Source organism: Janthinobacterium sp. GL_088, from assembly GCF_057837845.1.
In genome coordinates this window covers 5,197,779-5,219,666 of record NZ_CM174453.1, presented here as the reverse complement: position 1 = coordinate 5,219,666, position 21,888 = coordinate 5,197,779, and the positions used below count along the sequence as shown (strand labels likewise).

General features: G+C 61.7%; 19 protein-coding genes. 9 read left to right on the top strand and 10 right to left on the bottom strand.

From position 1 onward, the window contains the following. Positions 1 to 21 precede the first annotated feature (21 nt). The 4 genes from AC3IQ7_RS23235 to AC3IQ7_RS23220 form a co-directional block, all read right to left on the bottom strand. Complete coding sequence (locus tag AC3IQ7_RS23235; protein WP_489207434.1) at positions 22 to 1,164, bottom strand: glycerophosphodiester phosphodiesterase; 1,143 nt, start codon at positions 1,162 to 1,164, stop codon at positions 22 to 24. Beyond that, on the bottom strand, positions 1,164 to 3,578 hold the full coding sequence (locus tag AC3IQ7_RS23230) for a TonB-dependent receptor (RefSeq protein WP_322428397.1): 2,415 nt from the start codon (positions 3,576 to 3,578) through the stop codon (positions 1,164 to 1,166). The genes AC3IQ7_RS23235 and AC3IQ7_RS23230 overlap by 1 nt, the downstream gene beginning before the upstream one ends. Positions 3,579 to 3,731: 153 nt before the next feature. Continuing rightward, positions 3,732 to 4,712, bottom strand: coding sequence for an Hsp33 family molecular chaperone HslO (gene hslO / locus AC3IQ7_RS23225; RefSeq protein WP_099379089.1), 981 nt, complete (start codon positions 4,710 to 4,712; stop codon positions 3,732 to 3,734). Positions 4,713 to 4,716: 4 nt separating this feature from the next. Continuing rightward, complete coding sequence (locus AC3IQ7_RS23220; RefSeq protein ID WP_099379090.1) at positions 4,717 to 5,241, bottom strand: gamma carbonic anhydrase family protein; 525 nt, start codon at positions 5,239 to 5,241, stop codon at positions 4,717 to 4,719. Between the two features lie 206 nt (positions 5,242 to 5,447). Here AC3IQ7_RS23220 and AC3IQ7_RS23215 point away from each other — a divergent pair, with 206 nt between their 5' ends. The 8 genes from AC3IQ7_RS23215 (at position 5,448) to bamC (ending at position 12,512) form a co-directional block, all read left to right on the top strand. Further along, on the top strand, positions 5,448 to 6,323 hold the full coding sequence (locus AC3IQ7_RS23215; RefSeq protein ID WP_489207433.1) for an alpha/beta fold hydrolase: 876 nt from the start codon (positions 5,448 to 5,450) through the stop codon (positions 6,321 to 6,323). Between the two features lie 102 nt (positions 6,324 to 6,425). After that, complete coding sequence (locus AC3IQ7_RS23210; RefSeq protein WP_489207432.1) at positions 6,426 to 7,259, top strand: 3',5'-nucleoside bisphosphate phosphatase; 834 nt, start codon at positions 6,426 to 6,428, stop codon at positions 7,257 to 7,259. A 93-nt stretch (positions 7,260 to 7,352) separates the two neighbouring features. Then, complete coding sequence (gene htpX / locus AC3IQ7_RS23205) at positions 7,353 to 8,237, top strand: protease HtpX (RefSeq protein ID WP_099379092.1); 885 nt, start codon at positions 7,353 to 7,355, stop codon at positions 8,235 to 8,237. Between the two features lie 38 nt (positions 8,238 to 8,275). Next, entirely contained in the window at positions 8,276 to 8,899 is a 624-nt protein-coding gene (locus AC3IQ7_RS23200; protein WP_035821164.1) for an L-threonylcarbamoyladenylate synthase, read from the top strand. An 83-nt stretch (positions 8,900 to 8,982) separates the two neighbouring features. Further along, on the top strand, positions 8,983 to 9,660 hold the full coding sequence (locus AC3IQ7_RS23195; protein WP_225242182.1) for a site-2 protease family protein: 678 nt from the start codon (positions 8,983 to 8,985) through the stop codon (positions 9,658 to 9,660). A 42-nt stretch (positions 9,661 to 9,702) separates the two neighbouring features. Continuing rightward, positions 9,703 to 10,275: a class I SAM-dependent methyltransferase gene (locus tag AC3IQ7_RS23190; RefSeq protein WP_489207431.1), complete on the top strand. Its 573-nt coding sequence runs from the start codon at positions 9,703 to 9,705 to the stop codon at positions 10,273 to 10,275. An 84-nt stretch (positions 10,276 to 10,359) separates the two neighbouring features. Continuing rightward, entirely contained in the window at positions 10,360 to 11,238 is an 879-nt protein-coding gene (dapA, locus tag AC3IQ7_RS23185) for a 4-hydroxy-tetrahydrodipicolinate synthase (RefSeq protein WP_034783351.1), read from the top strand. Positions 11,239 to 11,318: 80 nt separating this feature from the next. Continuing rightward, positions 11,319 to 12,512, top strand: coding sequence for an NlpB/DapX family lipoprotein (gene bamC, locus AC3IQ7_RS23180; protein WP_099379095.1), 1,194 nt, complete (start codon positions 11,319 to 11,321; stop codon positions 12,510 to 12,512). 172 nt (positions 12,513 to 12,684) lie between these two features. On the opposite strand, the gene AC3IQ7_RS23175 is transcribed toward bamC, so the two are convergent. Continuing rightward, positions 12,685 to 12,939, bottom strand: a complete 255-nt coding sequence (locus AC3IQ7_RS23175) for a hypothetical protein (RefSeq protein ID WP_034783358.1) — start codon at positions 12,937 to 12,939, stop codon at positions 12,685 to 12,687. Between the two features lie 354 nt (positions 12,940 to 13,293). Further along, positions 13,294 to 14,415, bottom strand: a complete 1,122-nt coding sequence (locus tag AC3IQ7_RS23170; protein WP_322428400.1) for a cupin domain-containing protein — start codon at positions 14,413 to 14,415, stop codon at positions 13,294 to 13,296. Between the two features lie 93 nt (positions 14,416 to 14,508). Between AC3IQ7_RS23170 and AC3IQ7_RS23165 the strand changes: the two genes are divergently transcribed. Then, entirely contained in the window at positions 14,509 to 15,060 is a 552-nt protein-coding gene (locus tag AC3IQ7_RS23165; RefSeq protein ID WP_099666953.1) for an FKBP-type peptidyl-prolyl cis-trans isomerase, read from the top strand. Positions 15,061 to 15,113: 53 nt separating this feature from the next. Here AC3IQ7_RS23165 and AC3IQ7_RS23160 read toward each other — a convergent pair whose 3' ends face one another. The 4 genes from AC3IQ7_RS23160 to AC3IQ7_RS23145 form a co-directional block, all read right to left on the bottom strand. Beyond that, positions 15,114 to 16,157, bottom strand: coding sequence for a hypothetical protein (locus AC3IQ7_RS23160; protein WP_099379096.1), 1,044 nt, complete (start codon positions 16,155 to 16,157; stop codon positions 15,114 to 15,116). Further along, entirely contained in the window at positions 16,154 to 18,844 is a 2,691-nt protein-coding gene (mutS, locus tag AC3IQ7_RS23155) for a DNA mismatch repair protein MutS (RefSeq protein WP_489207430.1), read from the bottom strand. Before mutS ends, AC3IQ7_RS23160 begins: the two co-directional genes overlap by 4 nt. Before the next feature lie 246 nt (positions 18,845 to 19,090). Beyond that, entirely contained in the window at positions 19,091 to 19,648 is a 558-nt protein-coding gene (locus AC3IQ7_RS23150) for an LbetaH domain-containing protein (RefSeq protein ID WP_322428403.1), read from the bottom strand. Then, complete coding sequence (locus AC3IQ7_RS23145) at positions 19,645 to 21,885, bottom strand: serine/threonine protein kinase (RefSeq protein WP_489207429.1); 2,241 nt, start codon at positions 21,883 to 21,885, stop codon at positions 19,645 to 19,647. The genes AC3IQ7_RS23150 and AC3IQ7_RS23145 overlap by 4 nt, the downstream gene beginning before the upstream one ends. Positions 21,886 to 21,888 lie beyond the last annotated feature (3 nt).

Genomic DNA, 21,888 nt, shown 5'->3' with positions numbered 1-21,888 from the left:
ACTAAATGTTTATCCTGCGGTTTATCCTGCGGCGATGCGTCCCAAACCCGGATCGTCGCTGAAAAAACCGTCGAGTCCCGTCTCGATGTAACGCCGCATTTCCGCCACGGAACCGGCCTCGTTGCGCGCATTTTCTCCATTGCCATCGCGGAAGTCGGCCGCCAGGAAACGGTTTTCCGGGCGGAAGGTCCACGTGTGCAGCAGCAAGCCTGCCTGGTGCGCATCGTCGACGATGGACGAGGGCTTGGCCAGGCGCTGATCGGCGCCCAGCGCGATGACGCCCCGCGTGGGCGGCGCCACCACGTCCGCGTAGGCGGCGATGTCGCGCAGGCCGGCTGGCGTCGTCATCTGCCCGAACGTCAGCTTGCCGCCTGCCTTGGCCACGTCCATCGGGCGCACATCGCCACCCACCACCAGCTGCATCAGGCGCACGTTGGCGCGCCGTCCCAGTTTCTCGCGCAGGTATTTCAAATTTGCCACTTCGAAGGACTGGATTTCGATCGGCGCGCGGCGCGTGTACTCGTGCGCGAGCAGGGTCGACAGGAAACGGTCTTCCAGCGCCAGGTTCGCATCGCGGAAGTAGGTCGAGCTTTTCAGCTCGGGCACGAGGCCGATGATGCGTCCGCTGGCGGCAGATTGCGCTGCAACAAAATCGATGATTTCTTCCCAGGTCGGGATCTGGAATTGTCCATCGTACAAGGTGTTGCCGGTACGTACTTTCGGCAGCCGTTCGATGGCGCGCAGGGTTTTCAATTCCGCCAGGGTGAAGTCGTCGACGAACCAGCCTTCGTGCCATTCGCCGTCGACCAGCTTCTTGCCGCGCCGGCTGGCGAACTCGGGCCGGCGCGCCACGTCGGTGGTGTCGATCAGATTGCTTTCGTGGCGCGCCACGAGGATGCCGTCGCGCGTGGCGACCAGATCCGGCTCGACGTAGTCGGCGCCGTCGAGGATGGCCTTGGCATAGGACGCCAAGGTATGCTCGGGACGCAGGGCGCTGGCGCCGCGGTGGGCGAATACGAGCGGACGGGCAGGTTTTGTCTCCAGCAGGCCGGCCGCAAAGCCGGGCGCGGCGGCCAGGGCCAGTCCGCCCACGGCCGCCTGGACGAAGCTGCGGCGCGAAAAGTGACGCTGGGGCAGCACAGGGGCGATATGCGGCGTGCGCATCAGAAATCCGCCGTCAAGGTGAGGAAGCCCTGGCGTGGGGCGATCGGGAAGGTGTTGTATGTCTTGTCGGCCGCGCCGACCACCACGTTCAGCGAGCCTTCGCGGTTGGCCAGGTTGCTGACGTTCACTCTCCAGCGCGGGTTTTTCAACCAGCTGGCCATGGCCGGCAGCTTGCCCGACACGCCCAGGCCCATCAGGAAATAGCTGGGGACGGACAGATCGTTGGTGTACGTCGCGTAGCGCTTGCCCACATAGTCTCCCGTCAGCTGCACTTCGATATCGCCAAAGGTAGCCGAAGCAACAAACTTGTTCAGCCACTCCGGCGAGCCGGGCACGTTCTTGCCCGCTGTCAGCACCAGCGCGGCGCCATTATTGTAATTGTCCGCATACTGCGAGCGGTTGTACGACAGGGCATTGTAGAACGAGAAATTGTTGCCGAAGTGCACAGTACCCGCGATATCGATGCCGTCCGTGCGCACGCTGCCCACGTTGGCCAGCACGGGGTTGCCGCCAATGATGGAGGAAATCACGGGGGTTGGGCTGATCTGCAGCAAGCGGTTGCTGAAATCGACGTGGTACACATTGACCTGGCCATCGATGGCCGTGATGGCGCCCAGGTTCAAGGCGTGGCTGCCGCGCACGCCCACTTCATAGGTGAGGGCCGTTTCCGGCTTGGCGTCGCGCTTGAACAGGTCGAACGCGGCCTGGCTCGACAAGCTCCACGGCGAGGCGCCGCCACCGCCATAGGTGACGAACTGGCGCATGTTTTTCTGGATATTGAAGTACAGCTGGTCTTGCGGCGTGAAATCCCAGCGCGCGCCCACTTGCGGCAAGAACCATTTTTTCGTGTTGATGGTGCCGACCGGCAAGGCCGTCGAACCGCCGGAAATGGCGCCCTTGGCCGGCTGCACGGGGAACTGGCCATCGGCGAATTGCAGGCTGGACTTGAAGCCCGCTTGCAGGGCGATATCGGGGCGGATGCGCCATTCATCCTGCAAGTGCAGCTGCACCACCTTGTTGTCGATCTCGCTGCCGTACTGCGTGATCAAAGGATTGCTGGGGCGGTCGTACGGCGAGGTCGGGTTGTTGACGTCCAGCGCATACCAGCGGCGGTAGGCGGACGAGCGGTTCTGTTCCAGCCACAGGCCCGCTTCCAGCTGGTGGTTGCCGATTTCCTTGCGCAGGGTGGAAATGAAGCCGCCGCGCTTGATGTCGTATTCCGTCGTGCGCACGGCGTAGCCGGAGTTGCCGAACACTTCCTTCAAATTCTGTTTCGGGTAGTACACGCTGAACAGGCCCGGCAAGCCGGCCACGCCGATGGGGCCGGCCACCACGCCCGCGCCGTCATCCTTGTGGTAATACACCTGGTTCGACCAGGTCATGCCTTCGGACAGGTTGGCGTCGAACTTGGCATATGCCAGGTAATCGGTGCGCTGCGCATCGCTGTAGTAATTGCGGTAATTGTTGCCGTCCGCGGCAGGCGTGGCGCCCGTTGGCGACAGGTAATTCAGGGCCGCCTTGAAGTCCGGGTACAGGAAGGGGCGCGTGTATGGCGCGCTCGTTTCGCCGGCCACGTGCACGGTGCTGTCTTCGTTCGGCTCGATCTTGTCCGAGTAATTGAAGAACAGGGTCAGCTTGCCCGCTTCGCTGCGGTTGACATATTTGGCGTTGAACTGGTCGCCGCCCTGGCGCGCATCGAAATCCCAGGCCCGCGCTTCATGGTGCAGGATGGAAAAATAGGCGCTGCTGCCATCGCCGAAGGCGCCCGTGTCGTAGCGGGCAAACGTGCGCGAAGTGCGGTGGCTGCCCACGGTTTGCTGCACGCTGGCGCCCTGCGTGGACAGCGGGTCGCTGGAATAGGTTTCGATGGTGCCGCCCAGGTTGCTGGTCGAGGCCGTGGCCAGGTCGCCCGCACCCGACGACAGCACGACGCTGCGCACGTTTTCGCTGATGACGGCGCGCTGCGGCGACAGGCCGTTGTAGTTGCCGTATTGCTGGTCGCCCAGCGGCACGCCATCCATGGTGTAACCGAGTTGCTGGCCGGAAAAACCATGCACGAACAGCGACAGGTTTTGCTCGTTGTTGCCCCATGGATCGGCCGTCTGGAAGCTGACGCCTGGCAGGGTTTGCAGGGCTTTCAGGGGATTCGTGCCGGGCAGGATTTTCTGGATTTCATTCTTGCTCAGGGCGACGGAAGAGCGCGTCTTGCGCGAGGAAATCTCCACGGTGGCCATCGGAGCATTGTCGTCGGCAGCCGGGGCGGCCGCTGCGGCCATGTCGGTAGTGGCCGAGGCCACGGCGGCGGCGACGGCCGTTTGCGCCAGGGTTGGCAAGCTCAAGCCCGCGGCGCAAGCGCCCAGCAAAACGTGGAAGGAATGGCGGCGCAGGGCCAGCGTCAAGTGGGAGTTCATCATCAGCCTGTGGAAAGTATTGGAAGGAATACAAGCTGCGCAGCGTAACGGCGGCGCGTGACGGGCTGATGACGAACTGATGACGGAACGATGACAGTGGAAACAATTGCGCCGCCTCAAGGGCGGCGCGGCAGATTCATTACGAAACTGTAATGCTTAGTTGATGCTGGCTGCGGGTGGAATCAAAACTTCCGCCGGCGCATCCGTGATGAACAGCTGCGCGCAATCGACCTTGTCGAATTCATAGTGCTGGCCGCAGAAATCGCAATTGACACCCACTTGTCCCACTTCGTCCAGGGTGCTGTTGACTTCTTCCTCGCCCAGCATCTTGAGCATATTGCCCACTTTTTCACGCGTGCAACTGCAATGGAAGCTCGGGTGCAGCGGGTCGAAGACGCGGATCGTTTCTTCCCAGAACAAACGCTGCATCAGGGTCTCGATGTCCGTCGACAGGATTTCCGCCTCTTTCAGGGTCGACGCCAGCATCACGGCGCGGTTCCACGTGTCCAGTGCCGCTTCTTCCGACACGGGCGTCGCTTCGGCCTTGCCGCCATGGTGGGGCAGCTTTTGCAGCAGCAGGCCGCGCGATACGGTGTCGTCCGTGGCCAGCCACAGACGCGTATCGAGCTGTTCCGAGCGCAACATGTAGTTTTCGATCACGGTCGCCATGTCATCGCCGTCCAGCGGCACGATGCCCTGATACGGTTGCTGGCCCGGCACCTTGTCGGCCGGGTCCAGGGTGATGATGAAGCGGCCCTTGCCGGTGGCATTGAGCAATTGCGGCACGGTGGCCACGTCGGGGATGGTGGCGTCCGGGTCCAGCTTGGCCGTGGCGCGCAGGCGCAGGTCGGAGTCGCACTCGACCACCATCAGGCGCACGGGACCGTCACCATGGATTTGCATGATGATGGAGCCGTTGAATTTCAGGTTGGCCGACAGCAGGGCGGCGGCAGCCACCATTTCGCCCAGTACTTTTTTCACGGCTGTCGGGTAGGCGTGGCGCGACACCACTTCCTGCCAGGTGCCGGAGACGTCGATGAACTGGCCGCGCACGGCGGCGTTGTCGAAAATAAATTTTTGCAGGGTATCCTGGCCGCTAACGGCTGCGCTGACCGCGCCCGTGGTTTCAGTCGTCATTCTCTTATCCAATCTTCTTGAGTTGCGTATTAAATAGCTGGCCGCGTTGCACATAGTTCACGGCGTTGCCTTGTAGTCTGGTGATATCGTCTGCCGTCAGGACCCGCACAGCTTTCGCCGGTGAGCCGATGATCAGCATATTATCGGGAAATTCCTTGCCTTCCGTGACCAGCGCGCCCGCGCCGACCAGGCAGTTTTTGCCGATCTTCGCGCCATTCAGGATCACGGCCTGGATGCCGATCAGGGCGCCATCGTCGATGGTGCAGCCATGCAACATTGCCTGGTGACCAATGGTGACGTTCTGGCCGATGTCCAGCGGATAGCCCGGATCCGTATGCAGCACGGCGCCTTCCTGCACATTGCTGTTGGCGCCCACGGTGATGCGTTCGTTGTCGCCGCGAATCGTGGCGCCGAACCATACGGACGTATTCGCTTCCAAGGTCACCTTGCCGATCACATTGGCCGTGTCGGCAACAAAAGCGGAAGCATCAATCTGTGGCGCATCGGCGCCCAATTGGTAGAGTGTCATCGTTAGCCTGTGGCGGTCGTGGAAGCGCCGGGCACGGCCGGACGCGGAAGTTTTGCGCTATTTTACGCTGTTGCAGGGCAAGTCCGAACGCCGGGCGTTAATCCGGTATAATTATCGAACGGTCGTACTTTTATGCGCACCCTATCTACAGACACAGCATGTGGCGCCATCTGCGCCACTTTCAAGGCAGGCATCCGATGAAACCCATGAAACTTTCCCGTTCCGAATGCATCAACGTCCGCGGCGCCCGCACGCATGTGCGCCACTGGGGCCGCGACGGCGCGCCCATCCTGTTCATGGTGCATGGCTGGATGGACGTGGCCGCCTCATTCCAGTTCGTCGTCGACGAACTTGCCGGCGACTGGCATGTGATTGCCCCCGACTGGCGCGGCTTCGGCCTCAGCGACTATACGCAATCGGACACTTACTGGTTTCCCGACTACCTGGCGGACCTGGACGCCATGCTGCTGCATTACTCGCCGGACGCACCTGTCAACCTGCTGGGCCACAGCATGGGCGCCAACGTGGCCGGCCTGTACGCGGGCGTGCGGCCCGAGCGCATCAGCCGCTTCATCAACCTGGAAGGCTTCGGCATGATGGCAACAAAACCGGAGCAGGCGCCGGGCCGTTACGCCAAGTGGCTAGCCGAATTGCGCGAGCCGCCCGCGATGCGCAGCTATCCCACGCAAAAGGCCGTGGCCGAGCGCCTGCAAAAGACCAATCCGCGTCTGCCGGACGAGCGCGCGGCTTTCCTGGCCGAGCACTGGTCGGCGCAGAACGAGGCGGGCGAGTGGGACATCATGGGCGACCCTCAGCACAAGCGGGTCAATCCCATCCTGTACCAGGTGGAAGAAGTGATGGCGTGCTGGCGCCGCATCACGGCGCCCGTGCTGTGGGTGGAAGCCGACGATACAAATATGTGGCAATGGATGGGGCCCAAGGAAGAGGCGCGCATAGAAATCGACCGGCGTTTGGCCTGCATCAAGGATGTGCGCTGCGAGATGATGCGCGATGCGGGCCACATGCTGCACCATGACCAACCGGCGGCACTGGCGCGCCTGGTGGAAGCCTTTTTGGCCTGATTTTTGGCCCGATATGTGACGGGAACGCCGCAGCGCTATTTGACAAGCAGCGTACAATGAAAACTTCTTCCATGCTGAGCCCGTGCAGGGTATTGTTTTCACATGCTTAAAGTCGACCTGCATTGTCATTCGAATATCTCCGACGGCGTGCTGTCTCCCGCCGCCGTGGCCGCGCATGCTTGCCGCGCCGGCGTCGATGTATGGGCGCTGACGGACCACGATGAAGTGTCCGGCGTCGCCGCTGCGCGCACGGCCGCGCTGGACCTGGGCATGCGCTTCGTGGCCGGTGTGGAAATTTCCATTACCTGGGCCGGCGAAACCGTGCACATCGTGGGCTTGCAAGTCGATGAAAACAATCCCGGTCTGGTACAGGGCTTGCACCAGACGCGCTCGGGGCGCGACGCGCGCGGCCGGGAAATTGCCCGCCAGCTGGATCTGGCCGGCATCCCCGACGCCTATGAAGGGGCACTGAAATTTGTCGGCAACCCGGACCTGATGTCGCGCACGCACTTTGCCCGCTACATCGTGGAAATGGGCAAATGCGCGAACATTCCCGACGTATTCAAGAAATACCTGTCGGAAGGCAAGCCCGGCTACGTCGAACACCGCTGGGCCACCCTGACCGAAGCGGTGGGCTGGATACGCGGCGCGGGCGGCGTGGCCGTCATCGCCCATCCGGGCCGCTACCGCTTCAGCGACATGGCGCAAGGCGTGCTGTTCGATGAGTTCAAGCAGCTCGGCGGCGTGGCCATTGAAGTCGTCACGGGCAGCCACAGTCCGGACCAGTATCCGGAATACGCGCAACTGGCCAACGCCTACGGCTTCCTCGCTTCGCGCGGCACGGATTTCCATGCGCCAGGCGAGTCGCGCGTGGATTTTGCCATGCTGCCGCCTTTACCTTCCAACGTGACCCCGATCTGGCACGACTGGTTCTAGGGCGCGGCTGGCCTGCGCCTGCCGCGCGGACTTGAAAAGTCGCGGCCGTATACTTATCTTTTAGCCATTCTTGTTTTTCCGGAGCCAACGCCCATGAAACGTATCGTCCTGTTTATTGCAACCAATCTGGCCGTGATGCTGGTGCTGTCGCTCGTGCTCAGTTTGCTGGGCGTGGGCAATCCGGCGCGCGGCAGCACCCTGAACCTGGGCAGCCTGCTGGTGTTTTCGCTGGTGGTCGGTTTCACGGGGTCGATCTTTTCCCTGTTGATCAGCAAACCGATGGCCAAGTGGAGCACGGGCGCGCGCGTCATCGAGAACCCGACCTCGTCGACGGAATTGTGGCTGGTCAATACCGTGCGTGCGCTGTCCGAGCGGGCCGGCATCGGCATGCCGGAAGTGGCCGTCTATGAGGGCGACGCGAATGCGTTCGCCACGGGTGCTTTTAAAAATTCGGCGCTGGTGGCCGTCTCCACGGGCTTGCTGCAAAGCATGAACCGCGATGAAGTCGAAGCCGTGCTGGGCCACGAGATCGCTCACGTCGCGAATGGCGACATGGTGACTTTGACCCTGATCCAGGGCGTAGTGAATACCTTCGTCGTCTTCATGGCCCGCGTCGTGGGCTTCTTTGTCGACAATGTGCTGCTGAAAAATAACAACCGCGAAGGCGGCGGGCGCGGCATTGGCTACTTTGTGACCGTGATGGTGTGCGAAGTGATCTTTGGCTTGCTCGCTTCCATCATCGTGGCCTGGTTCTCGCGCCAGCGCGAATTCCGTGCCGACGCCGGTTCCGCCAAGCTGCTGGGCAGCCCCACGCCGATGATGCATGCGCTGGCCCGCCTCGGCGGCGTGCCGCCGGGCGAACTGCCGCAATCGATGCAGGCGTTGGGCATCAGCGGTGGCAATGGTGGCTGGGGCGCCCTGTTCGCCACCCATCCGCCACTCGAACAACGCATCGCCGCGCTGCGCGGCGTACAATAATGCTAACTTAACAAGCTGGTTCGCCAGAACGCTTACACATGAGTCAATTTTTTCATATTCACCCTGACAATCCGCAATTGCGCCTGATCAAGCAGGCGGCGCAGATCATCCAGTCCGGCGGTGTCGTGGCCTTGCCGACCGATTCCTGCTACGCGCTGGTGTGCCAGCTCGACGACAAGGGCGCCGTCGAGCGCCTGCGCCGCATTCGTGGCGTGGATGAAAAGCACCATCTGACCTTGCTGTGCCGCGACTTGAGCGAGTTGGGCGTGTACGCCCGCGTGGACAATCGCCAGTTCCGCCTGCTCAAGGCGGCCACGCCGGGCGCCTATACCTTCATCCTGGAAGCGACGAAGGAAGTGCCGCGCCGCCTCAGCCATCCTTCGCGCAAGACCATCGGCCTGCGCGTGCCGCAACACCGTATCGTGCAATGCCTGCTGGAAGAGCTGGGCCAACCCTTGCTGGGCGCCACCCTGACCCTGCCCGGCGACGAAGACAGCCTGACGGATGCCGACACCATCCGCGAGCGGCTGGAAAAGCTGGTCGACCTGATCATCGATGGCGGTGTCTGCGCGCATGGCCCCAGTACCGTGATCGACCTGACGGGGCCGGAGCCGGAGGTGGTGCGCGTGGGACGCGGCGACCCGGCCGTGCTGGGTTTGTAGTGGCTGGCGCAGGGGGCCGAATTTACCTATCTTTAATGGCAACATAAGAAAGTGCCTGGGACGCCTCTGGTAGAATCGCGGTCATGAGCGATTTCAATACGATAGTCCAGACCATTGCGGTGTACCTGGTGCCGGTGCTGTTTGCCATTTCCCTGCATGAGGCGGCGCACGGCTACGCGGCCCGCTATTTCGGCGACCCCACGGCCTCGAACGAGGGCAGGCTGAGCCTCAATCCCATCCGGCATATCGATCCTTTCGGCACGATCCTGCTGCCCTTGATGCTGTATTTCACGATCCAGGTGCCGTTCGGCTATGCCAAGCCGGTGCCCGTCGATTTCAGCCGCCTGCGCAATCCGAAGAAGCAGATGGCCTGGGTGGCGTTTGCCGGGCCTGGCGCCAATTTCGTCATGGGCTTCGGCTGGATGATCGCCTTTGTCGTGCTCAGCGTTATGCCGCCGACGGAAATGGGCATGTTTTTCCGCAAGATGGCGGGCGCCGGCGTCAGCGTGAATGCGGCCATGTTCGTCTTTAACCTGATACCCGTGCCACCCCTCGATGGCGGACGCATCATGACGGGCTTGCTGCCGATGCAGCTGGCGCGTCCTTACGCCAGCATCGAGCGCTACAGCCTGTATGTGTTTGGCGCCCTGGTGCTGCTGATGTACACGGGCGTATTGAACCGCGCCTTGCTGGCGGCGATCGAATTTGTCATCGGCATTTTTGTCACCCTGGTCACGCCCCTGACGGCGCTATTGACTTGATGCCCGCAACTGGAAGTACGCAAATAATTGATGGAAGTACCGATGCAAGTAATTGAACCAACAATAGAAACCGAAGCGATTTCCGGTTGGGTACGCCGCTGGGCGCCCCTGATCCCGGGCGGCGAAGTGCTGGACCTGGCCTGCGGCGCCGGCCGCCACGCGCGCCACTTGGTAAGCCTGGGCCACCCCGTGATCGCGCTCGACCATGATCCGGAAATGCTGGAAAAGGCGGCCGGCACGGGCATCACCACCTCGCTGGTGGACCTGGAAACGCCGGGCGCCGTGTGGCCCTTCGCGCCCGGCCGTTTTGCCGGCATCGTCGTCACCAATTATCTGCACCGGCCGCTGCTGGACGCCATGATTGCCAGCCTGGCGCCCGATGGCGTGCTCCTGTATGAAACGTTTGCCGAGGGTAATGAGCAGTTCGGCAAGCCGTCGAATCCGAAATTCCTGCTGAAGGAAGGCGAAATGCTGACCTGGGCGGTGCAGCAGGGCTTGCGTGTGGTAGCGTATGAGGATGGGCGCGTGGAACAGCCAAAAGCTGCTCTGGTGCAACGAATTTGCGCCGTCCGGCCGGATTTTCCACGGTTGGCAGCCCTGCTGCCGACGTTTTGAGCGGCCATACTATGTCAGAATGCACCACAGGCGCGGGCTATCCGCTACAATCGTTGTTTTATTTATCGGCGCTATAAACTTACTATGATCAAGGGCAGCATTGTAGCAATCGTCACCCCGATGCACGCAGACGGCAGTCTGGACTTTCCAGGTCTGCGCAAGCTGATCGACTGGCATATCGCCGAGGGTACGGACGGCATCGTCATCGTTGGCACGACGGGCGAATCGGCAACAGTCAGCGTGGAAGAACACTGCGAACTGATCCAGTTGACCGTCGAACATGCCAAGGGACGCATTCCTATCATCGCCGGCGCCGGAGGCAACTCCACGGCCGAGGCGATCAAACTGACGCGCTATGCGAAAGAAGCGGGCGCCGATGCTGTCTTGCAAGTGGTGCCGTACTACAACCGTCCTACCCAGGAAGGCATGTACCAGCACTTCAAGGCCATCGCCGAAGCCGTCGACATCCCCGTCATCCTGTACAACGTGCCGGGCCGCACGGTTGCCGACATGAGCAACGAAACCATCGTGCGCCTGTCCGCCATCCCGAATATCGTCGGCGTGAAAGATGCGACCGGCAATATCGGCCGCGGCATCGACCTGCTGCGCCTGGTTCCAGCGGACTTCGCCGTGTACTCGGGCGACGATCCGACGGCCATGGCGCTGATGTTCTGCGGCGGCCACGGCAACATCTCCGTGACGGCCAACGTCGCGCCGCGCGCCATGCATGACATGTGCGTGGCAGCCATGGCGGGCGAGCGCGCCACGGCGATTGCCATCAATAACAAGGTTTTTCCTTTGCACCAGAAATTGTTTGTCGAGCCCAACCCGGTGCCCGTCAAATGGGCGCTGGCCGAAATGGGCCTGATGCCAGCTGGCATACGCTTGCCACTGGTGCCACTGGCTGAAAATTGCCATGCCACCGTGCGCGATGCCTTGCGCGACGCGGGCATCCTGTCTTAAGCCGAACTTCAAGCCCGGACTTGACCAGTCCGGACCTTCCCTGATTCCAGCTGCTACTTAGCTTCTTATCCAGTTACGACATGACTAATTGCAAGAAAACCCAATCGGCGCCTGCCACCATCGCCGTCCGCGGCATCGTCATCGGCGCCGTCGCAGCCAGCCTCGCGGGCTGCGGCATGATCAGTTCGGTAGTCGGCGGCGACAAGGTCGACTACAAGTCGGTCAAGAAAGCCAGCACCCTGGACGTGCCGCCTGACCTGACGCAATTGCAGCAGGACAACCGTTACTCCTTGCCGGATTCGAAAAACGGCGTGGCCACGGCTTCCGGCTATAACGCGCAGCGCAACGCCACGGCCGGCGCGCCCGTCATCGTGGGCGCCGACGGCGTAGTCGGTGTCGTGCCCGTCACGGCCGGTGGCGTGAAGGTCGAGCGCGCGGGCAACCAGCGCTGGCTGGTCGTCAAGCAATCGCCTGAAGTGCTGTGGCCGCAACTCAAGCAATTCTGGGAAGATTCGGGCTTTACCGTCGCCATCGACCAGCCAACGGCTGGCATCATGGAAACCGAGTGGAACGAGAACCGCGCCAAGCTGCCGCAAGACTTTATCCGCAACACCATCGGCAAGGCTTTCGATTCGATGTACTCGACCGGTGAAAAAGACAAGTTCCGCACCCGTGTGGAGCGTCTGGCCGATGGCTCGACCGAGATCTACATCAGCCACCGTGGCGTGGAAGAGGTCGTCACGGGCCGCGACAAGGAAACCACCACCTGGACCGCGCGTCCCAACGATCCGGGCCTGGAAGCGCAATTCCTGGCCAAGCTGATGACGCGCCTGGGCGCGGCCAGCGACGAAGCGCAAGCGAAGACGGCTGTCGACGGCGCCATCGTGCAGCCGCTGCACGCCAAGCTGGTGGGCGACGCCGCCACGCCGGCGCGCGCCATCGAAGTCGATGAAGGTTTCGACCGCGCCTGGCGTCGTGTCGGCCTGGCGCTGGACCGCGTTGGCTTCACCGTGGAAGACCGCGACCGCACGCAAGGCACGTATTTCGTGCGTTACGTCGATCCGGACGCGGTCAAGAAAGATGGTTTCTTCTCGAAACTGTTCAGCTGGGGTTCGTCCTCGGACAAGGACAAGGAAGCGCAGCGCTACCGCGTCCTCGTCAAGGCCGGCAATGGCTCGACCAGCCTGGTCAGCATCCTCAGCAACGAAGGCCAGCCGGATGTCTCGCCAGTGGCCGAGAAGATCCTGGGCCTGCTGAACGAGCAGTTGAAATAAGTGGTGTGACAGCGGCAGGTTTGAAAACCTGCCGCGCCTTAAAAAGGCTGGCCCGGTGCAAACCGGGTCAGCCTTTTTTATTGCCTGCGTCCGGCGTCATATCTTGCGGACAAAACGCCGGACGCAAAAAAGCCGACCCGAGGGTCGGCTTTTCCTAGTGCAGGGTGCTAAATTACTTAGCAGCCGATGCAGCAGCCGAAGCAGCCGAAGCAGCGTCGGTAGCGGCCGAAGCGGCAGCCGAAGCAGCAGCAGCAGCGTCGGTAGCGGCCGAAGCAGCAGCGTCAGCAGCAGCAGCTGGAGCAGCTTCAACTGCTGGTGCTGGTGCTGGGGTTTCAACTACTGGTGCTGGTGCAGGAGCTTCTTCTTTTTTGCTGCAAGCAGCCAGAGCAACAACCATCAGGGAGGCGATCAGCAGGGATTTTTTCATTTGTTTTCCTTAATTATTTCAAAAAATAAATCAATATTGTTGCGATGAATAATTACCGGTAATTATCGCTCGTTAGGTCGTCTTCGAAGGCTTTTCGTACCAGGTGGTGCCTGCCAGACAACGGAAACTTCCTAACCGAATATTATAGCGATTTTTGGTGCGTCGCAATAGGAGCAAGAGGCAAATTCGCAACTATTTTGTGATATCGCAATATTTGCCGAAGCAAATTGCAAGCAAGTGTAAGCGATTTGCGAAAGCGCGACAAAACGATATAAAAATAATATGTTTTTATTGCGCTAACGCAGATACTGTTATTTTACCTACTGTAATACCACTTTGCTACGCCGCACCCATTCAAGCCAGTTCGATCCAGCCATCCTGATACCACGTATATAAGGCATCCATCACGTCATCGGAAGCCTGGGCCACGGCGGCGCCATCGAGCGCGCGTTCGTTGGCCAGGGTTTCCAGGGCCGTTTTATCGGCCTTGCCAATGGCAAACGATTCGCCATTGATGAAGACATTCTTGCCACGATACAGCATCAGCGTCTTGCGCGACAACACGACACCCTTTTTCTGTGCGGCATCCGCGAAGCGGCCCACCGTCAGCGGCTTGGACAGCGGTGTGAAAAACACATTGTGCTTGGGTTCCGACAGGTGTTCGCCGAGGAAAATGGTCACGTCTTCTTCCGTGAAGCGCACCTTGTTCATTTCTTCCGCGATGGTGCTGAGCATTTCACGGGGGATTTCCGCCGGTTTGCCCGACGCTTTCAGGTCCGGATCGCTATAGATGCCCGGCAAGTCGATCGAGTCGGCCATGAATTGCAGGAAAGCTTCGCCCAGTTCCTGAAACGTCGGCGAGCGGAAGCCGATCGAATACGTCTGGCAATCGCCAATGGCCACGCCGTCGTGCGCGTAGTGGGGCGGCAAATACAGCATGTCGCCCGGTTCCAGCGTGAATTCTTCGTCGGGCGTGAAGTTGCTGAGGATTTTCAGCGGCAAGCCGTCGATCAGGCTCAAGTCTTTCTGCGCGCCGATGCGCCAGTGGCGCTTGCCCTGGCCTTGCAGCAGGAACACGTCATAGGAATCGAAATGCGGGCCCACGCCGCCGCCATCGGTGGCAAAGCTGACCATCAGGTCGTCCAGGCGCGCGTCCGGCAGGAAACGGAACTGGCGCAGCAGGGCGTCGGCCTTGGCGCTGTGCAGGTTGGCGCCCTGCACCAGCAGGGTCCATTCCTTCTGTTTCAGCGAAGGCACGCTGGTCAGCGGGCCTTGCTGCATGTTCCAGTGGCCATCCGCATGGCTGACCAGGCGCGATTCGACGTGATCGAGGGTAGCCAGCTCGGCCAGGGCCTTGAAATCGAACAGCGCCTTGAAGCCAGGCACGGCTTGACGGATCAACAAGGGTTTTTTATGCCAGTAGTCGCGCAGGAATTGCGCCGGCGTGATATCGCCGAGGAGAGTTAATGTTTTCATGCGCCCATTATAACAACCGGAAATGCAGGAATGCGCCTGCCGTTGGCGGCGTGAAGGTATAATTTGCCAGCTTATACAATGAAAGGAAGCATAATGAAGATTGCCAAAAATACGGTCGTGACTGTCAACTACAAACTGTCAGACGCGCAAGACAATCTGATCGAAGACGGCCGCCAGCCGATGGTCTACCTGCACGGTGATTATGAAAACACCCTGCCAAAGATCGAAGAAGAGCTCGACGGCAAGGAAGTTGGCTATTCCAACACGATCCAGATCGAACCGGATGATGCTTTCGGTGAATACGATCCAGCCCTGGTGAAGGTCGAGCCGCGCAATCGCCTGCCTGAGCCGCTGGAAGTGGGCATGCAGTTCGAAGGCATGCCGGAAAGCGACTCGCCGGACGAAGAAGCGATGATCTTCACGGTCACCGACATCGCCGACGACAAGGTCGTGCTGGATGGTAACCATCCTCTGGCCGGCATCGCGCTGCGCTTCTCGCTGACCGTCGCTGACGTGCGCGAAGCCACCGAAGAAGAAATCGCCCATGGCCACGTGCATGGCGCACACGGCCATGACCATGGCGATGAAGATGATGAAGGCGAAGGCGAAGAGGGCGACCACTTCCGTACGCATCCGATTCATTAATACTGCTTGTTCCAGGCCGGCTCTATGCCGGCCTGTTCGTTTGTGCGCTGTTACTAACGGCGCACAGTCGACGCCTTGGCGCGCGCCTGCGCCGATGGGCGGGTAGCGCGTTGACGCACCTCAAAGAATGGCGTCTTGCCTGGCCGCACGGCGATGGCGGACCAGTCGTTGTCGATGCTGACGTGGCCCAGGTTGCCTTTCCAGCTGATCTTCGGCCCGCCTGCCCTGGCTGCGGCCTTTTTACTCTTGCCTTCCTTGCCGTCCGCGTCGCCATCGCGCTGCGTATCGACCAATAAGACCTTGCCACTGAATTTCTTCGCCAGGGTGCGGATCTGTTTGCGCGGTCCGGCAAAGCCGTCCTGTTTCGAGCTGAAGCTGGGCAGCAGCGAATTGTCGTCTTCATCGAGCGCGCCCACGTCGCCATCGGAAAACAGCACGATGCCGTCGAGCTGCTTGCGCTGCGCCATGGCGAACAGGCGCTGCAGCCAGGAACGGTTGGCGACCAGGCGGTCTTCGAATTCGCTGTTGCGTCCCGCTTCCGGCAAGAAATGGTTGTTATTCGCGGGCAGGTTGACGGTGGCAAACAGAACGCCGCCGTATTCCCAGTGGGCATTTTCCGCATAGCTGCGGAACTTCGCCGTCGATGATAATCGCGACAGGGTCAGCTTGCGCTGGCCCAGGCTCTGGTCGTCGGCAAAATACACGTCGCGCAGGCGGTTCAGGCGCTCGATGGCGTTGACCCTGCCGCGCGAATTGCGGCAGTTGGCCCAGTCGCTGGCCGACAGCGAGACGATCAGCGGCGGGCCGCTGGCGTCCAGCAAATCCTTGCGCTGGCCATACAGCTTGTCGCTGCACGACTCACTGGCGGCCTTGATGCCGGTGGCCACGACGAACGACGCATTGAAGGCGCTGGTGTCGGCGATGGCTTTTTTCAGGGGACCATCGTCCGGCCCCGCGTTGAAGGAATGGCCCAGCACGGCAAACTCGAAGCCGGCCTGATCGACCTGGCCGGCCAGCGCCGCTTGCCACTGCAGGCTGGCAGCCAGCAGGCCGGCGGCCAGCAGGCGCAGGCTAGCGATGCTGCGCCGCGTGGTCATGCGGCGGCCAGCCGTTTCAACTGGTACAACTGCTCCAGCGCATCGCGTGGCGTGAGCGCATCGGGATCGAGGTCGGCGATGGCGTCGAGCAAGGCTTGCTGCGCCGCATTCAGCGCGGCCAGCGGCGCCGCTTCCTCTTCTTCCTCTTGCGCATATGGATCGGTTGCCGGCGCGGCGAACAGGTCGCGTTGCGGCGTGGCGTCGAGCGCCTGCGCTTCCAGGCGCGCCAGATGCTTGCGCGCGGCCTTGATCACGGGCTGTGGCACGCCAGCCAGTTGCGCCACCTGCAAGCCATAGCTTTGCGAGGCGGGACCTGCCTGCACGGCGTGCAGGAAGACGATGCTGTCCTTGTGCTCGACGGCGGACAGATGCACGTTGGCGGCGCTCGGGTGACTGTCCGGTAGTTGCGTCAGTTCAAAGTAATGTGTGGCGAACAGCGTAAAGCTGCGGCTGGTATCGATCAGATGGCGCGCGATAGCCCAGGCCAGAGCCAGGCCGTCGAAGGTCGAGGTGCCGCGGCCCACTTCATCCATCAGCACCAGCGAGTGCTCGGTGGCGCCGTTCAAAATCGCCGCCGATTCCGTCATTTCCACCATGAAGGTCGAGCGTCCGCCCGCCAGGTCGTCGGTGGCGCCGATGCGCGTGAAGATGCGGTCGATGGGGCCGATGGTGGCGGACGCGGCCGGCACGTAGCTGCCCACGTAGGCCAGCAAGGTGATCAGGGCCACCTGGCGCATGAAGGTCGATTTACCGCCCATGTTCGGACCGGTAATCAAGAGCAGGCGGCGCTCGTTGACGAAGCGGCAGTCGTTGGCGATGAAGCGTTCGATCTGCTTTTCCACAACGGGGTGGCGGCCTTCGACGATGTTGATGCACGGCTCCTCGACCAGTTGCGGCGCGGCCCAGTTGTGTTGTTGCGCGTGTTCCGTCAGCGCGTTCAGGGTGTCGAGCTGGGCCAGGCCCTGCGAAATGGTCTGCAAGGTGCCGATGTGCGGCGCCAGGTCGGCCAGCAGCAGGTCGTACAGCATCTTTTCGCGCACCAGCGCCTTGTCTTGCGCCGACAGGGCCTTGTCTTCGAACACTTTCAGTTCCGGCGTGATGTAGCGCTCGGCGTTTTTCAGGGTCTGGCGGCGGCGGTAGTCGTCCGGCACCTTGTCCGTCTGGCCGTGCGTGACTTCAATATAGAAGCCGTGCACCTTGTTGTATTCCACGCGCAAATTGGCGATGCCCGTGCGCGCCCGTTCGCGCGTTTCCAGGTCGAGCAGGAACTGGCCCGCGTTTTCCGACAGTGCGCGCAGCTCGTCCAGTTCGGCATCGAAGCCGGTGGCAAACACGCCGCCGTCGCGCACCATGGCGGCCGGTTCCTGCGCCACGGCGCGCACCAGCAAGTCCAGGCAGGCCGTTGGCGTGGCCAGCGCCGCGTGGATGGCGGCCAGCAAGCCGGTTTCGCCGCCCTGGCCAGGACCATAACAACGGACGACGTCGCCGCGCAGGGCCGGCAGTTGCAGCAGGCCGTCGCGCAGGGCGGCCAGGTCGCGCGGACGCGCCGACAGCAGCGCGATGCGCGTGGTGATGCGTTCGATATCGGGCACTTGCGCCAGGGTGGCGGCCAAGGGCCCCGCCGCTTCGCTTTGCGCCAGCGCGGCGATGGCTTCATGGCGCGCGCGTGCCACGCTCTGGTCGCGCCGCGCATGGTGCAGCCAGTGGCGCAGCATGCGCGAACCCATGGCCGTGCGGCAATGATCGAGCAGCGAAAATAAAGTCGGCGATTCCTGGCCGCGGATGGTTTCCGTCAACTCCAGGTTGCGCCGCGTGGCCGCGTCCAGTCCGATGAATTCGCTTTCCGTTTCCGTCGTCAATGAGCGCACGTGCTGCAAGCCGCGTCCCTGCGTCGATTGCGCATAGCGCAGCAGGGCGCCGGCCGCGCCGAACGCGGCGCCGAGGCCATCGGCGCCAAAACCCGTCAAGGTCGCCACGCCCAATTGATCCAGCAGGGCCTTGTGGCCGCCGACCACATCGAAATGCCAGTCCGGCACGCGGTTGATGTGCGTGCCTGCGTAGTCGTCGAACAGGTTGCCATTGTCGCCGCTCAGGATTTCGGCCGGCACGATGCGCTCCAGTTCCTGCTGCAGGCGCACGGCCACGGTGCTGCTGTCGCCGGAAAACTCCATCAGTTTCAATGCGCCGCTGGCCAGCGACAGCCAGGCCAGGCCCGTCGTCACCGTCTTGCGCTGCGTGATGCTGCACATGGCCAGCAGCGGGCGCTCGGCCTTCTCTGGCAGCAAGTCCGCATCCGTCAGTGTGCCGGGCGTGACGACGCGCATGACCTTGCGTTCGACGGGGCCTTTGCTGGTGGCCGGATCGCCGATCTGCTCGCAAATGGCCACCGACTCGCCCAGCTTGACCAGCTTGGCCAGATAGCCATCGAGCGAATGAAACGGCACGCCGCACATTTTAATAGGGTTGCCACTGGCCACGCCGCGCGCCGTCAAGGTAATGCCCAGCAGGCGCGAGGCTTTTTCCGCATCCTCGAAAAACAGCTCGTAGAAATCACCCATGCGGTAGAAGACCAGCATCGTCGGGTGGTTTTCCTTGATGCCTAAATATTGCTGCATCATCGGAGTAAGCTTTTCAGCCGAATTTTTCTTTGCCGCGGCGGCGTTGATTTCTTTTGGGACGGTGGTCATGTGTTCTTTGTCGTTGGTCCGGCGGCAGGAAAAGGCGTGCCTGCCGGGCTGTGTGTGGTGCTGTGTGCAGTCAAGGCCGCGCCAGGGGGCGGAGCTTGGGTTCAAGGCCGTCATTTTACCGCTTTCGGCGGGCGGGGCGGCGTATTGCGTGTGGGTGTGAAAAAGCCGCGCCGGTGGAGGTGGCGCGGCTTGGAGTGTGGAGTGGGTCGGCGCTGTCCGCGCGGCGCTTGCGCCACGCGTCAGCTGTTACATGTCGATCGAGCCGCCGACTGAGCTTTCCGGATCGAAGGCCAAGACGCGCAGTTCCGGTTGCACGCCTTCACCGCGCAAGATGCGCACGGTAATGACAAAGGATAATTCCCAGCGGCCTTTTGTATGACCTACGTCCAGCGTATGCTTCCATTCCTGGCGAATGCGGCGCAGGTCCGGCAGTTCAGGGTCTGGCGGCAGCAGGTGCGACTCGAAATCCAGTTGCAGTGGATAGGCGGCGCCTATGGCTTGCAGGAATGGCGAGGGGGGCGAGTAAACGGTCGGCACATTTGGGCCAATCTGCGTCAGTTGCGGAATGGTGACGATGCAGCAATCAACGATCTGGAATGAGGTGAAGCCGCTTTTCTTGGAGCCGCAGCAATTGACATCCAGGTAGACATGCTGTCCTGGCTGAAAGTGCACACCGCCCATATATTCGCCGTGGCGTGGGTCCGCGGTACCATCGCAAGAGATAAATTTGTAGTCCAACTCGCTGCTGGTCTGGTCTGCATCAAAATGTACGGATAGTTTCATCCAAGGGCTTACAGGCGTCATGTTTTACGATCTCTTTTGAGGTTAATAATAAACTGCTGGTAGCGAGCATCTCGCCTGAGGTTCAACAGATCGGGTGCAGTCTCGATCAGATTGACGGGGTAGCCGAGTTTGGCCGCTTGTTGTAGCGCCGCCAGCGCCTCGTCGTGATTGCCGATCAGCTCATGAGTCAGGGCGGCACGGAACTGTACGTCTGCCACTTCGCCGGACAATTCCAGCGCCTGTTTGAGCCGTGCCTGCGCTTCCTTTGCCTCTCCTACGTAGGCACGGTACAGCGCCATGCGCGAATGGATGATCGCGTTATCCTTCCGGCGCTGCAAAATGGGTGTCAACAGTGCTATGGCGCGGCGGTAGGAATCCGTCGATGCAGCGGCCTGGGCTGGAATCCAGCGTTGCGCGTCGGCCAGGTTAGCCCACAGTAAATAGGTGTTCGGGCTGCCCTTGCTGGAGGACACGGCATTCTTGAACGCTTCCACCGCACCCAGGTAGTCGGCCTTGGCGAACAGCGAGGCGCCCAGATTGTTGTACAGCTCCCAGTGTGGCTGGATTTGCAAGCCCTGCTGCAGAACGCGCAAGGCTTCATCGTTGCGGTCCAGCCGCAGGAGGGTGGCATTCAGGTAGGCATAGGCGTTCGATGATTGCGGATCAAGCTCGATAGCCCTGCGGAACGACTTTTCCGCATGGGTGTAGGCGGACTGGCGAAAGTGCAGCATACCCTGCATGATGTGAAACAGACGTTCGTGCGGGTAGATAAGTTGTGCCTTGTCGATGACGGATTGTGCCAGATCAAATTTTTGCACATTCATCAGCACGCGTATCTTGCCCATGTGCGCCAGCAGATTTTGTGGATCCAGGTTCAATGCTGCAGCGGTACTTTTCAGGGATGCCTCGGACTGTCCCTTCAGTTCCTGCACCCAAGCTTGCGCGACATGAGCCAGCGCAAGTTGGTTATCCTCCACCAATGCCTGCTGGGCACTGGCATCGGCACGCTGCAGCCAGGTTTCGTCTCGGCCATTGCCCACGTAGCGCTGGCTATATGCCAGGGATAGGCCTGCCGCCGCTGCCGCACTCTTCGGATTGTGCGTCAGCACAGTGGTGAATTGCTCGATGGCTTTCGCCTGGCTCGTATCGCGATCAAACACCCGCAACGCCTCCATCCCCGCCGCCATGCTGGCCATTTCCGAATATGGCGCGGGCGCCTTTTCGCCTGTGACGAACGATTTGACGGTAGGAACGATATTGGGCAGCTGCCATCCCGCCAGTACCGCCAGCAGCGCCACGCCCGCGCCCCATTTCAGGGTGCGCTTGCGTGGCAGGGGCAGGCGGATGGAGACGCTGGCGGGCGGTTCTTCTTTTGCAGGCGTCTCGTCGGCAAGGGGCGTGGCCATGGTGAGCGGTTCCCCGCGCTGCGCGCCAATCGCTTCGCGCACATCGCGCATGGTGCGTGGCCGTTCCGCCGGGTCGTGCGCCGTCATCGCGCGCACGAGGGCGTTGATGGTGGGCGGGACGGAGTCGGGCAGGTCGGGCCAGGCTTCCGTCGCCTGCATGTGGGCGGCGGCCAGGGCCAGGCCGTTCAGGTGGGCGAAGTGGCGCTGGCCGGCCAGCAGTTCGTACAGCATGGCGCCCAGCGCATAGACGTCGCCGCGCGTGTCGGGCAGGCGGCCCATCAGGCGCTCGGGCGCCATGTAGGCGATCGTGCCCTGCAAGTCGCACAGGGTGGTCGTTTGCGTTGCTTGCGGGTCGATGTGGCGCGCCAGGCCGAAGTCGAGGATGCGCACCTTGCCATCCGCCTCCAGCATCAAGTTCGATGGTTTCAGGTCGCCGTGCACGAGATCCATGGCGTGCGCCTCGTCCATGGCGTCGGCGATCTGGTAGGCGATGTCGAGCGCCGCCTGCAAGTCCGCCTTGCCGCTGTGCATGAACTGGCCCAGGGTCTGGCCTTCGACCAGTTCCATGATGATGGACTGGCTCGTGCCCTGGCCCTCGATGGCAAAGATGCGCACGAAGGCCGCATGCTTGAGCGAGGCGGCCAGGCGTGCTTCATTGATGAGTTTTTCCGGATGCAGCACGTCGGCTTGCGGTTTCAGGCGCTTGAGCGCCACGCTGCGGCACAGCTTGGCATCCCAGGCTTCGAATACATGGCCGAAACCGCCTTCGCCCAGCAAGCGGCGCACTTCATAGTGCCCGCTGATCGTGTCGTCTTGCGGTGGGGTCTGACGCAGGGAGTCGAGCAGTTCCATATA

What these genes read in the sequence shown, in the direction of transcription:
- AC3IQ7_RS23235 (WP_489207434.1), bottom strand. Translation starts at nt 1,164, where the DNA reads ATGCGCACGCCGCATATCGCCCCTGTGCTGCCCCAGCGTCACTTTTCG.
- AC3IQ7_RS23230 (WP_322428397.1), bottom strand. Translation starts at nt 3,578, where the DNA reads ATGATGAACTCCCACTTGACGCTGGCCCTGCGCCGCCATTCCTTCCAC.
- hslO (WP_099379089.1), bottom strand. Translation starts at nt 4,712, where the DNA reads ATGACGACTGAAACCACGGGCGCGGTCAGCGCAGCCGTTAGCGGCCAG.
- AC3IQ7_RS23220 (WP_099379090.1), bottom strand. Translation starts at nt 5,241, where the DNA reads ATGACACTCTACCAATTGGGCGCCGATGCGCCACAGATTGATGCTTCC.
- AC3IQ7_RS23215 (WP_489207433.1), top strand. Translation starts at nt 5,448, where the DNA reads ATGAAACTTTCCCGTTCCGAATGCATCAACGTCCGCGGCGCCCGCACG.
- AC3IQ7_RS23210 (WP_489207432.1), top strand. Translation starts at nt 6,426, where the DNA reads ATGCTTAAAGTCGACCTGCATTGTCATTCGAATATCTCCGACGGCGTG.
- htpX (WP_099379092.1), top strand. Translation starts at nt 7,353, where the DNA reads ATGAAACGTATCGTCCTGTTTATTGCAACCAATCTGGCCGTGATGCTG.
- AC3IQ7_RS23200 (WP_035821164.1), top strand. Translation starts at nt 8,276, where the DNA reads ATGAGTCAATTTTTTCATATTCACCCTGACAATCCGCAATTGCGCCTG.
- AC3IQ7_RS23195 (WP_225242182.1), top strand. Translation starts at nt 8,983, where the DNA reads ATGAGCGATTTCAATACGATAGTCCAGACCATTGCGGTGTACCTGGTG.
- AC3IQ7_RS23190 (WP_489207431.1), top strand. Translation starts at nt 9,703, where the DNA reads ATGCAAGTAATTGAACCAACAATAGAAACCGAAGCGATTTCCGGTTGG.
- dapA (WP_034783351.1), top strand. Translation starts at nt 10,360, where the DNA reads ATGATCAAGGGCAGCATTGTAGCAATCGTCACCCCGATGCACGCAGAC.
- bamC (WP_099379095.1), top strand. Translation starts at nt 11,319, where the DNA reads ATGACTAATTGCAAGAAAACCCAATCGGCGCCTGCCACCATCGCCGTC.
- AC3IQ7_RS23175 (WP_034783358.1), bottom strand. Translation starts at nt 12,939, where the DNA reads ATGAAAAAATCCCTGCTGATCGCCTCCCTGATGGTTGTTGCTCTGGCT.
- AC3IQ7_RS23170 (WP_322428400.1), bottom strand. Translation starts at nt 14,415, where the DNA reads ATGAAAACATTAACTCTCCTCGGCGATATCACGCCGGCGCAATTCCTG.
- AC3IQ7_RS23165 (WP_099666953.1), top strand. Translation starts at nt 14,509, where the DNA reads ATGAAGATTGCCAAAAATACGGTCGTGACTGTCAACTACAAACTGTCA.
- AC3IQ7_RS23160 (WP_099379096.1), bottom strand. Translation starts at nt 16,157, where the DNA reads ATGACCACGCGGCGCAGCATCGCTAGCCTGCGCCTGCTGGCCGCCGGC.
- mutS (WP_489207430.1), bottom strand. Translation starts at nt 18,844, where the DNA reads ATGACCACCGTCCCAAAAGAAATCAACGCCGCCGCGGCAAAGAAAAAT.
- AC3IQ7_RS23150 (WP_322428403.1), bottom strand. Translation starts at nt 19,648, where the DNA reads ATGACGCCTGTAAGCCCTTGGATGAAACTATCCGTACATTTTGATGCA.
- AC3IQ7_RS23145 (WP_489207429.1), bottom strand. Translation starts at nt 21,885, where the DNA reads ATGGAACTGCTCGACTCCCTGCGTCAGACCCCACCGCAAGACGACACG.